At 60.9% G+C, this 11,597-nt stretch carries 10 protein-coding genes; 5 read left to right on the top strand and 5 right to left on the bottom strand.

The features are described from left to right. Positions 1-42 precede the first annotated feature (42 nt). Genes fdhE through fdnG form a run of 4 tightly spaced genes read right to left on the bottom strand, consistent with a single transcriptional unit; the run spans position 43 to position 5,650 of the window. Positions 43-969 carry a formate dehydrogenase accessory protein FdhE gene (gene fdhE / locus V6F91_RS05560; protein WP_332762945.1) on the bottom strand — a complete coding sequence of 309 codons (927 nt, stop codon included), beginning with the start codon at positions 967-969 and terminating at the stop codon, positions 43-45. Between the two features lie 3 nt (positions 970-972). Continuing rightward, a complete protein-coding gene (locus V6F91_RS05555) occupies positions 973-1,638 on the bottom strand; it encodes a formate dehydrogenase subunit gamma (protein ID WP_332762944.1) in 666 nt (221 codons plus the stop codon). Beyond that, complete coding sequence (gene fdxH, locus V6F91_RS05550; RefSeq protein WP_332762943.1) at positions 1,635-2,570, bottom strand: formate dehydrogenase subunit beta; 936 nt, start codon at positions 2,568-2,570, stop codon at positions 1,635-1,637. The genes V6F91_RS05555 and fdxH overlap by 4 nt, the downstream gene beginning before the upstream one ends. A 14-nt stretch (positions 2,571-2,584) precedes the next feature. Further along, positions 2,585-5,650, bottom strand: a complete 3,066-nt coding sequence (gene fdnG, locus V6F91_RS05545; protein WP_332762942.1) for a formate dehydrogenase-N subunit alpha — start codon at positions 5,648-5,650, stop codon at positions 2,585-2,587. Positions 5,651-5,969: 319 nt separating this feature from the next. Here fdnG and V6F91_RS05540 point away from each other — a divergent pair, with 319 nt between their 5' ends. The 4 genes from V6F91_RS05540 (at position 5,970) to V6F91_RS05525 (ending at position 10,920) form a co-directional block, all read left to right on the top strand. Next, positions 5,970-7,124 (top strand): PatB family C-S lyase, encoded by a 1,155-nt coding sequence (locus V6F91_RS05540; protein WP_332762941.1) that lies wholly within the window; start codon positions 5,970-5,972, stop codon positions 7,122-7,124. Between the two features lie 853 nt (positions 7,125-7,977). Continuing rightward, positions 7,978-8,835 (top strand): glucose 1-dehydrogenase, encoded by an 858-nt coding sequence (locus tag V6F91_RS05535; RefSeq protein ID WP_332762940.1) that lies wholly within the window; start codon positions 7,978-7,980, stop codon positions 8,833-8,835. An 87-nt stretch (positions 8,836-8,922) separates the two neighbouring features. After that, positions 8,923-9,534: a Yip1 family protein gene (locus tag V6F91_RS05530; protein WP_332762939.1), complete on the top strand. Its 612-nt coding sequence runs from the start codon at positions 8,923-8,925 to the stop codon at positions 9,532-9,534. 42 nt (positions 9,535-9,576) lie between these two features. Beyond that, on the top strand, positions 9,577-10,920 hold the full coding sequence (locus tag V6F91_RS05525; protein WP_332762938.1) for a cation:proton antiporter: 1,344 nt from the start codon (positions 9,577-9,579) through the stop codon (positions 10,918-10,920). Positions 10,921-10,943: 23 nt separating this feature from the next. Here the strand turns inward: V6F91_RS05525 and V6F91_RS05520 are convergent, their stop codons facing one another. Further along, positions 10,944-11,108, bottom strand: coding sequence for a hypothetical protein (locus tag V6F91_RS05520; RefSeq protein ID WP_332762937.1), 165 nt, complete (start codon positions 11,106-11,108; stop codon positions 10,944-10,946). On the opposite strand from V6F91_RS05520, the gene V6F91_RS05515 reads away from it, so the two are divergent. Next, entirely contained in the window at positions 11,107-11,409 is a 303-nt protein-coding gene (locus V6F91_RS05515) for a hypothetical protein (RefSeq protein WP_332762936.1), read from the top strand. The genes V6F91_RS05520 and V6F91_RS05515 overlap by 2 nt on opposite strands. The last annotated feature ends 188 nt before the right edge of the window (positions 11,410-11,597 follow it).

Genomic DNA, 11,597 nt, shown 5'->3' with positions numbered 1-11,597 from the left:
CTGGAGTCAATCGCTATCGCCCAAGAGTGTAGACGCTGCCGGTCATTCGTCTCCCGGCGCCAGCAACAGATTCGGCGCCAGCCGCTGAAAGCCGTCCTGCGCCAGGCGCATATCCAGCAGCAAACTGCCGAGATCCGCCGACAACGCCTCGGCCTCGGCATCGTTTTCCAGATAGACCAGTTTCAGATAGCTGTTGCAGCCGGGGCAGACTTCCGCGCGCAACGGTGCCTGATTCGCGGCGTGGCGATCGTCCTCAAGGCTCAGATAATCGAGGCCTTTGCTCGACTCGCAATACACGCACTTGACCCGCACCACATGCCATTCGCAGGCACACAGCGAACACACCAGATAACGCAAACCGTTGTGTTTGCCGCGATGGCGGATGACCCCGGCCATCGCTGGCGAACCGCACGCCGGGCATTGGCTGAGGCTGTCGCCGGGTTTCAGTTGCAGATGGGCGGCGCTGAGCAACCAGTGACTCCACGCCACTTGCAGCGCCGCGCCAAGGAACGGCACCAGTTGCGCCGGCACCAGTGAATACTGACCGCTGACCAAGGCGACGGCCCACGCGCGTAACTGGCCCGCGCTGGCATTGCGCAACGCTGTCAGGGCTTCAAGCACGGCGGGTTGCTCTGGCGGTACGTAGCGTTGCAGCAAAGCGTCGAGATAAGCCTGCCAGCCCTCCTCGCGCACCAACGTGTCGGCAGCGAAAGGCGGCAAACCATGCTGCTGGCAAGCCTCGATGCGTTGCGCATCGAACGGCGCCGTCAGCGGCGGATCATCGAACACCTGCTGCTGAACCCGGCACAACCCGGCGATCAGGCGCAGATACTCGGCCAGCGCATGCCCCTCGGTCAGTTGCTCAAGCCGTTGCGCGCGCAAGGCAAACAGGTTGTGCGGCGGCAAGTACAAAAACGGCGGCGAACTGGCCGCCGCTTCGATTTCCCCGGGTTCAAGAATAGTCGGCAAACGTCAGCCCTTTTTGCTAATGGGTTGCTCCGGCGCGTCCACGGGACGCTCATCGCGGGTAATGTCGCGGTACCACAGCGCATGATGTTTTCTCGCCCAGGCGCGGCTGACCCGGCCATGCAACATGGCCTCGACCGAGCCTTTGATCCACAACCCGGCGTAGATGTGCACGATGATGCTCAGCACCAGAATGAACCCGGCCAGCGCATGCAACAGCATCGCCCAGCGGATCACGCTGATGCCGAAATACACGCTGAACCACGCTCGCCAGATCACCAGCCCGGTGAACAGCAGCGCGAGCATGCACAGCAGTAAAGTCCAGAACAGCAGTTTCTGCCCGGCGTTGTATTTGCCCACCGGTGGCACGCTGTCTTCGTCGTTGACCATGACCCGGTTGATCCGTCGCAGCCACTGCCGATCATTGGCGATGAAAAAGTTCGTGCGCCAAAAGCTGAACACCAGGCCGAGAAACAACACGAACATGGCGATGCCCATGTACGGGTGCAGAATCCGCGTCCAGGTGCCGCCGCCGAACAGGTTGCTCAGCCAGAACAGCGCCGGATGAAACAGCGCCAGTCCGGACAGCCCGGCCATGAAAAACAGGATCGCCACCAGCCAGTGATTGGTGCGCTGGTTAGCGCTGTAACGCAGGATTGTCTTGTGGCTCATGGCCGCTCCTCCCCGCGTGGATCGTAGGTGTGCACCGCCGGGTCGACGACATGCACCGAGGTGTCGGCTGGCGTCGGCTGTTCATCCTCTTCGACGCGATTGGGGCCGACGCGTACATAGTGGAAGAACCCGGCAATCACCGCCGCGCCCATCGCCAGCAGCGCCAAGGGTTTGCTGAGGCCTTTCCACACATCCACCAGCGGACTGATCGCCGGGTGATCCGGCAAACCGGCGTAGAGTTTCGGTGTGTCAGCGTGGTGCAAGACGTACATGACATGGGTGCCGCCGACGCCTTGCGGGTCGTACAGACCGGCGTTTTCAAAACCACGGCTTTTCAGGTCGACGATGCGTTCGGCGGCATGCACCTTCATGTCTTCCTTGGTGCCGAAGACGATGGCGCCGGTCGGGCAGGTTTTCACGCAGGCCGGCTCCAGCCCCACCGCTACGCGATCGGAACATAGGGTGCATTTGTAGGCCTTGTGATCTTTCTGCGAGATGCGCGGGATATTGAACGGGCAACCGGTGATGCAGTAGCCGCAGCCGATGCAGTGGTCCTGATTGAAATCGACGATGCCGTTGGCGTGCTGGATGATCGCGCCGGGGCTCGGGCATGCGGCCAGGCAACCGGGCTCGGCGCAATGCATGCAGCCGTCCTTGCGGATCAGCCATTCCAGGTTGCCGGCGTCGGTTTCATGCTCGGTGAAGCGCATCAGCGTCCATGTGTTCGCGGTCAGGTCCTGCGGGTTGTCGTAGGTGCCGTGGTTGTGGCCGACCTCGTCGCGCAACTCGTTCCATTCCGAGCAGGCGACCTGGCAGGCCTTGCAGCCGATGCATTTGGTGGTGTCGATCAGCTTGGCGAAGGCTTGCTGATTGCGCACTGACGGCGGCACCGTGGTGGTGGCCGAGCGGGCAATGATGTCTTGGCTGGCCATTTATAAGGTCTCCACTAGAGCTTCTCCACGTTGACCAGGAATGACTTGGATTCCGGGGTCTGGGTGTTGCCATCGCCGAGGAACGGCACCAGCGTGTTGGTCAGGTAACCGTGGCGCGTCAGGCCGGTGAAGCCCCAGTGCAGCGGGATGCCGATCTGATGCACAACCTGGCCGTTGACCTGCAGCGGCCTTATCCGCTTGGTCACCACCGCCACCGCTTCGATAAAGCCGCGCTTGCAACTGACCCGCACGCGATCACCGGCGGCGATGCCCTTCTCTTTCGCCAGCACTTCGCCGATCTCCACGAATTGCTCAGGTTGGGCAATCGCGTTCAACTTGCAGTGCTTGCTCCAGAAGTGGAAATGCTCGGTCAGCCGGTAACTGGTGCCGGCATATGGAAAGTCCTTGGCCTCGCCGAGGCTTCCCCAGACCGAATCAAAAATCCGTGCGGCCGGGTTGCTGGTGGCTTTTTTGTTTTGCGGGTGCAGCGGGTTGATGCCGATCGGCGTTTCGAACGGCTCGTAGTGCTCGGGGAACGGCCCTTCGTTCATCTTGTCGACGGCGAAGAAACGCGCCACACCTTCGGGGTTCATGATGAACGGATTCATCCCGGCTTCCGGCGGTACGTCTGCCTTGTAGTCCGGCACGTCGGTGCCGCCCCAGGTTTTGCCGTTCCACCAGACCAAGCGCTTTTTCGGGTCCCACGGTTTGCCCGCGAGGTCCGCCGAAGCGCGGTTGTAGAGAATCCGCCGGTTGGCCGGCCACGCCCAGGCCCAGCCTTGATGCTGGTGCATGCCATAAGGGTCGGCATTGTCGCGGCGGGCCATCTGGTTGCCGGCCTCGGTCCAGCTGCCAGCGAAGATCCAGCAACCCGACGCGGTGCTGCCGTCGTCCTTGAGCAAGCCGAACCCGGCCAGTTGCGTGCCGGCCTTGACCATGGCGCCAGTGGCATCGGTGAAGTCGGTCACCGCGCTGCCGTTGATTTCCTTGGCCAGCTCTTCCGGCGAAGGCTCGTCGGCGATCTTGTACGGCCAGGACAGTTTCAGCAGCGGATCGGGGAATTTGCCGCCCTCGGTCTGGTAGCGTTTGCGCAGGCGCAGGAACAGTTCGCTCATGATGCGAATGTCGGTTTGCGCTTCGCCGGGGCCATCGGCGCCCTTCCAGTGCCATTGCAGCCAGCGGCTGCTGTTCACCAGCGAGCCGTCTTCCTCGGCGAAACAGGTGGTCGGCAGGCGGATGACTTCGGTCTGGATCTCGGCGGTTTTCACGTCGTTGTACGGCCCGACGTTATTCCAGAACTCCGAGGTTTCGGTGGCCAGCGGGTCCATCACCACCAGCCATTTCAGCTTGGCCAGGGCGGCCATCACACGGTTCTTGTCCGGCAGTGCGGCGATCGGGTTGAAGCCCTGACACAAGTAACCGTTCACTTTGCCCTGGCTCATCAGGTCGAACATTTTCAGGACGTCGTAATTGGGGATGTCCAGTTTCGGCAAATGATCGAACAGCCAGTTGTTCTCGGCGGTGGCGTTGCCGCCATACCAGGACTTCATCAAGCTGACGTGGAACTTGCTGTAGTTCTGCCAGTACGAAAGCTGCCCCGGCCGCAGCGGCACTTGCGTGCGTTTGTGAATGAACTGGGCATAATCCTGCTCGCTGTCGCTGGCCAGCGTCAGGTAACCGGGCAGCGCGTTGGACAGCAGACCGAGGTCAGTCAGGCCCTGGATATTCGAGTGCCCGCGCAAGGCATTGACCCCGCCACCGGGCATGCCGACGTTGCCCAGCAGCAATTGCACCATCGCCGCGCTGCGGATGATCTGCGCGCCGATCGAGTGCTGGGTCCAGCCGAGGGCGTAGAGGATCGTCATGGTCTTGCCCGGCGGCGAGCAGGTGGCGATCTCATCCCAGATCTTCTGCATGGCGTCGACCGGCATGCCGCAGATCTGGCTCGCCAACTCGATGTTGTAACGGCTGTAATGCTGCTTCATCAGTTGATAGACGCAGCGCGGGTCCTGCAGGGTCGGGTCGACGCGGACGAAGCCGTCCTCGGCGAACTCGTAGCCCCAGCCGGACTTGTCGGTGTAGCTGCGTTTTTCTGCGTCATAGCCACTGAAAATGCCGTCCTCGAAGCCATAACCGGCTTTGACGATGAACGATACGTCGGTGTAGTTGCGCACGTATTCGTGCTGGATCTTGTCGGTGGTCAGCAGGTAATTGATCAGCCCGCCCATGAAGGCGATGTCAGTGCCGGTACGGATCGGCGCGTAATAGTCGGCCACCGAAGCGGTCCGGGTAAAACGCGGATCGACCACAATCAGCCGCGCAGCGTTGTGCGCCTTGGCCTCGGTCACCCATTTGAAGCCGCACGGATGCGCTTCTGCTGCGTTGCCACCCATCACCAGGATCAGATTCGCGTTGGCGATATCGGTCCAGGTATTGGTCATGGCACCACGGCCGTACGTCGGGGCAAGACTTGCCACCGTCGGGCCGTGTCAGACACGCGCCTGGTTATCGAACCCCAGCATGCCAAGGCTGCGAATCACCTTCTGGGTGATGTAGCCGGCTTCGTTGGACGCTGCCGAGGCCGCGAGGAAACCGGTGCTCAGCCAGCGGTTCACCGTTTGCCCGTTGGCATTCTTTTCGATGAAATTGGCGTCGCGGTCGGTTTTCATCAGGTCGGCGATGCGGTCGAGAGCCTCGTCCCAGCTGATTCGCGTCCACTCGTTGCTGCCGGGCTTGCGCACTTGCGGGTACTGCAAGCGACCGGGGCTGTGAATGAAATCGAGCAGGCCGGCGCCTTTCGGGCAAAGGGTGCCGCGATTGACCGGGTGGTCGGCGTCGCCCTCGATGTGAATGATGTTTTGCGCCACGTTTTTCCCGGCATCGCCCTGGCTGTACATGATCAAACCGCAGCCGACCGAGCAATACGGGCAGGTGTTGCGGGTTTCATGGGTGTGGGCGAGCTTGAAGTGGCGCACCTGCTCGGCGAAGGCTGGCGTCGGGGCCATGCCCAACGCGCCCAGGCTTGAGCCTGCAAGGCCTATACCTGCGACCTTGAAGAACTGACGACGGCTGAGATCCATCGTGCACTCCTGATCAGGTGGAACCCGGTACTGGTGCCGGGTTTTATCTGGACAATCACGGTTTCGGCGAACTTGTGCCGACTTTTTTACTGTAGACAATGACCTTACGTTCTGTGTGAAAACCGACCGTCGGCCGTTTGTCGGCTCTTTCATTGAAGACCACCAAACCCTGTGGGAGCGAGCTTGCTCGCGAAAGCGGTGTGTCATTCAACATCGATGCTGGCTGACCCGACGCCTTCGCGAGCAAGCTCGCTCCCACATGGATCGCGTAAGGCTTAGAATGGCGTCCAGGACCAATCCCGCCTTCACGAGACCGCGCATGACTTTCGATTTTGATCAGGTATTCGACCGCCACCACACCGGCAGCACCAAGTGGAGTCGCTATCCGGCGGACGTTCTGCCGATGTGGGTCGCGGACATGGATTTCGCCGCGCCGCCCGTGGTGATCGAGGCCTTGCAGCAGCGCTTGCTGCACCCGCTGGTGGGCTACAGCGTGGCGCAGGACAATTTGCGCGAAGCGATCATTGCCGATCTGTGGAACAAATACGCTTGGCAGGTCAAACCGCAGGAGCTGATTTTCCTGCCGGGTGTCGAGTCCGGTTTCAACATGGCGCTCAAGGCATTGGTGCAGCCGAAGCAGAACGTTGTGGTGCAAGTGCCGAACTACCCGCCGCTGCGCCAGGCGCCGGGCCATTGGGGGTTGAACAAGGTCGAGCTGGAATTCGTCGTTCAGACGGACGGCAGCTATGCAACGCCACTGACGGCGCTGCGTGATGCGCTGGTGGGCGGCGGAGCGCTGTTATTGAGCAATCCGCACAATCCGATCGGCAAGGTGTTTGCTGCCCAGGAGCTGCGTGATGTGGCTGAGACCTGCATGGCGCAGGATGCCTGGATCATTTCTGACGAAATCCACGCCGAGCTGTGCTTCGACGGCCGCGTGCATGTTCCGACGGCATCGCTGAGCCCCGAGATCGCCCAGCGCACCATTACGCTGATGTCGGCGAGCAAGGCTTACAACATTGCCGGCCTGAAGACTTCGTTCATGATCATTCAGAACGCTGTCCTGCGTGAGCGCGTCAATCAGGCTCGTTGTGGCATGGTCGACAGCGTCAATCCGCTGGGCATGGAGGCTACTCGGGTGGCGTACAGCGAAGGAGCGCCTTGGTTGGCCGAGCTGAAGGTTTATCTGCAGGGCAATCGTGACTGGCTGGTTGAGGCTGTGCGCAGTCGGTTGCCGGGGGTGACGATCGATGTGCCGCAGGGGACTTATCTGGCGTGGCTGGATTGTTCGGCGCTGGATCTGCCGGATCCGCAGCGGTTCTTTCTTGAGCAGGCGAAAGTTGGGTTGAGTGCCGGGGCGGATTTTGGTGATCGGCATCAGCAGTTTGTGCGGCTGAACTTTGGTTGCCCGCGGTCGTTGCTGGAAGAGGGGATTGGCCGGATGGAGCGTGCGCTGGCGCGGCGCGGTGCCTGATTCCTCGCTATTTTCCCTGTGCAGGTGATCCACTGTGGGAGCGAGCCTGCTCGCGATGGCTTGCTTTCAGGCGCTGAATTTTTTGGGTTTGGGTACATATCCGTTGCTGCGGTCACGGCTGCTTAGGGTTCCGCCCTTACGGCGGGTCACCTTTTTCAAACGCCAAAAAGGTAACCGAAAAGGCTTGCTCCTGCGTTCGGCCCTCGCAGGCTCGGGTTCCTTCGCTCCGGGATCGATCCGGGCGCAGCGGCTACGGTTTGCTGCGCTGCACCTCCTTCCGCTGTGTCTGGCTGCGCCAGACGGTCGCTGCGCTCCCACGCCCGGATCAATCCCTCCACTCAGCCTTCCGATGTCGCTGGTTAGGCAAGATCAAGATCAAGGGCACTCGAGCTAACGCTCATTGTTGAGTGGTTAGAAGCGGATGCTTGGCTTTGGATTTGTGGTGTGGCTGCCCCTCACCCCAGCCCTCTCCCCCCCCTGGAGAGGGAGCCGATCTGTGTTGGCTTCGAAATTTGCGCACAACTCGGTATTGCATGTTGGCGTACGTCTGCCAATCACCGCGGTCAGTCCCCTCTCCCTCCGGGAGAGGGCTAGGGTGAGGGGCTTTTGATCTTCGAATTGACGGCAGGCATCTGGCCTGGTGGTGCACGCGTTCCCTGTGGGAGCTTGCCTGCAAGCGATTGGGCCGGTACAGCCACCCATACATTGTCTGACACACCACCATCGCCAGCAGGCTGGCTCCCAAATTGGTTTTGCATGTACTCAAAGCAGACCAGCAAAAATCCGATCGAACTCACGGCAAATACCCCGGGTCAACCCGAGACACTTGCCTTGAAACGAAGGAGACCCTGCGATGAGCAACTATCCAAAACCACCCTTCCCCAAACAAGCCCAACCCGTGCCTGGTTCGCAGCGCAAGATGGAGCCGTATCCCGATTGCGGTGAGCAGAGTTATGTCGGTTCGGGTCGGCTGGCGGGCAAGATTGCGTTGATCACTGGCGCTGACAGCGGCATTGGTCGCGCCGTGGCGATTGCCTTTGCGCGTGAAGGCGCCGACGTGGCCGTGGCTTATCTGAACGAACACGAGGACGCCAAGGAAACCGCGCGCTGGGTCGAGCAGGCCGGGCGTCAGTGTCTGTTGTTGCCGGGTGACATCGCCGAGAAAGCTCAGTGTCAGGCGCTGGTCGACAAGACGGTCGAACGCTTTGGCCGTATCGATGTTTTGGTCAACAACGCTGCGTTCCAGATGACCCATGAGAATTTCGAAGAGATTCCCGACGAGGAATGGCTGATGACCTTCGATGTGAACATCACTGCGATGTTCCGCATCTGTCAGGCGGCGATCAAACATATGCGCCCCGGTTCGTCGATCATCAATACCAGCTCGGTCAATTCGGACATGCCCAAACCGACCCTGCTCGCCTACGCGACCACCAAAGGGGCGATTGCCAACTTCACCGGTGGTCTGGCGCAGATGCTCGGGCCGAAGGAAATCCGTGTCAACAGCGTCGCGCCGGGGCCGATCTGGACGCCGCTGATTGTCTCGACCATGCCCGAGGAAGAAGTGCAGAACTTCGGTGGCAGCACGCCGCTTGGTCGCCCTGGTCAACCGGTGGAAGTTGCGCCGATCTATGTGCTGCTGGCCTCGGATGAAGCCAGTTACATCACCGGTCAGCGCTACGGCGTGACCGGCGGCAAACCGATGCTCTGACCACCCGCGAGAAAAACTGAACCCAGCGGCATGGCGCCCTCTCCATAACTGTAGAGCCCGACGGGCCAACAGGATCAGGAGGTCGTCATGTCCGCACCTATTGTCAAGCTGTTCACCCGACCCAACTTCGCCTGGACCGATATCCGCCGCGAAGAAGAAGCTCACCCCCGACATTACCTTGCGCACCTGCTGCTGCTCGCGCTGATTCCGGCGGTGTGCCTGTTCATCGGCACCACCTACGTCGGCTGGAGCCTGGCGGTCGGCGAGAACGTGCGATTGAGCACGGCCAGCGCTTTGCAGCTGTGCATTCTGCTGTACCTGACCATCGTCGTCGGCGTGGCGATCATGGGCGGTTTCATTCGCTGGATGTCGCGCACCTTTGACGCGCGGCCGACACTCAACCAATGCATCGGTTTCGCCGCTTACACCGTAACGCCGTTTTTCGTCGCAGGGATTGCCGGGCTGTACCCAAGCCGCTGGCTGGCGATTCTGGTGCTCGGTGCCGCATCGATTTATTCGACTTTTCTGTTGTTTGTCGGGCTGCCGACGTTCATGCACGAGCGCAAGGAGCAAGGCCTGCTCTATTCCGCCTCCGTCTGGGGGGTTGGCCTGCTGGTGCTGGTGACGCTGCTGGTATCGATGATTCTGCTGTGGTTCAACGTGCTCATCCCTGAGTACCTGCGTACGACCACGGGTTGAGCCTATGAATGTCTATACCTTGCTGTTTGATGGCGGCCGTTCGTGAGTTTCACGGTGTGGGTTGCCGTGCTCGGCGCGGTCCTGCTGACACTGGCGCTGACTTCGTCGTACTTGCGCTGGATGCCAGTGACCACGTCGGCCGTGTGCCTGTTGCTGGGCATTGCCATCGGCCCGAGCGGCCTCAATCTGCTGAAACTGTCGCTGGAAAACGCCTCGCTGTGGATGGAGCACCTGACCGAGGTGGCGGTGCTGTTTTCCCTGTTCGTGTGCGGCCTGAAGCTGCGTCTGCCGCTGACCGACAAACCCTGGCGCATCGCCTTCGGCCTGGCTGGCCCGGTTATGGTGCTGACCATTGCCGGGGTCTGCCTGCTGCTTCACTGGGGCCTTCAGTTGCCATGGGGGCCGTCCTTGCTGATCGGCGCGATTCTGGCGCCAACCGACCCGGTGCTCGCAGCGCTGGTGCAGGTCAACGATGCGCGCGATGTTGACGGCGTGCGCTTTGGCCTGTCCGGTGAGGCGGGTCTGAATGACGGCATCGCCTTCCCGTTCGTGATTCTCGGCCTGTTGCTGATTCACAGCGACAACGTCGCCGGCGAGTGGCAAGGCTGGCTGTTGCGCAGTGTGCTGTGGGCGGTGCCGGCGGGTTTGTTGACCGGTTACTGGATGGGTCGCGGCATCGGCCGCGTCACGGTGTTGTTGCGTATCCACAATGAAGACAGCACCCTCAGCCCCAATGATTATCTCGCGCTGGCGCTGATCGCTCTGGCTTACGTGGTTGCCGAAGCGATTGGCGGTTATGGCTTTCTTTCGGTATTCGCCGCCGGCCTCGGCTTGCGCCAGGTCGAAGTGAAGTCCACCGGCGTCAGCCAGCCACCGGCCGAGCATCTGGTGCAACCGGTGGTGGGCCATCAGAACGTCGAACCGCAACACGCCGTACGCGGCGATACCAATAAGCTTGAAAGCAGCCAGTTGGCGGCCGGCATCATGATGGGCGACATGCTTGCCTTCGGCGGGCTGGTCGAACGCGCCATGGAAGTGTTTCTGGTGACCCTGCTCGGCGTGGTGCTGCTGGCGCACTGGGATTGGCGGGCGCTGCTGGTGGGCGCTGTGCTGTTCTGTCTGATTCGCCCGGCCTGCGTGGCGTTGATGCCATGGGGCGCGCTGCTCAAGGGCCGCCAGCGGCTATTGATCGGCTGGTTCGGCATCCGCGGAATCGGCAGTTTGTTTTACCTTTTCTTCGCCTTGAATCACGGCCTCACCAACAACGTCGCCACGCTGTGTACCGACCTGACCTTGTCGGTGGTGGCGCTTAGCATCCTCGTGCATGGCATCAGCACGCAGCCCATCCTGGCCGGCTACGAGCAGTACAAGAAACAAAAAAGCTGATTTGTAACCCGGCGCTTTAACGGTTAATTGATCGAAGTTTTTTCTGCAAAAAAATGGACCCCCGCTTCGCTGCCAATGGTCACAACCATAACCGTCGCTGAGTGCATCAAGCGGCGGCCCGGCAGGTTCGATTCCCCTGCGGCGCGACGCCTATGAAACGGAATCCTGAAGAAAAAGGTTACGGTCATGAAAGAACGTTCGACTCCTGCGCAAATCAAGGCTTGCAGAGCATTGGCTCTGGAACGCAACCGTCAATTGTTCGATAACGCCCACACCCTCAACCGCGCGGCCAACGCGATGCTGGAGGTGGAGAATCTTGATATGGAGCAGTTCGAGCATTACCGCGCCTTGCGCAAGAAAGCCGATTTGCTGTTCGAGGATGCGATTGATCATTTGTGCGTGTTGAATGAGGATTTTCCGCCGATTCCTCAGGTGTCGCAGCATTCCCAAGCGGCTGAGCGTGAGCGTGAGCTTGAAGTGGCGAGTTGAGCCTGAAAAGCCCCTCACCCTAGCCCTCTCCCGAGGGAGAGGGAACTGACCGCACTGGATTTGAGAATTGCGTCGTCCTGCGATACCCAGTCGTACACTTCACTGAAGAACACTGGAGATCTGCTCCCTTCCCCCTCGCCCCCTTCGGGGGAGAGGGCTGGGGTGAGGGGGATCGTTCCAACATTCAC

The organism is Pseudomonas koreensis (assembly GCF_036668835.1).
Lineage (GTDB): Bacteria > Pseudomonadota > Gammaproteobacteria > Pseudomonadales > Pseudomonadaceae > Aquipseudomonas > Aquipseudomonas koreensis_I.
This window is presented reverse-complemented; position numbering and strand designations above follow the sequence as displayed.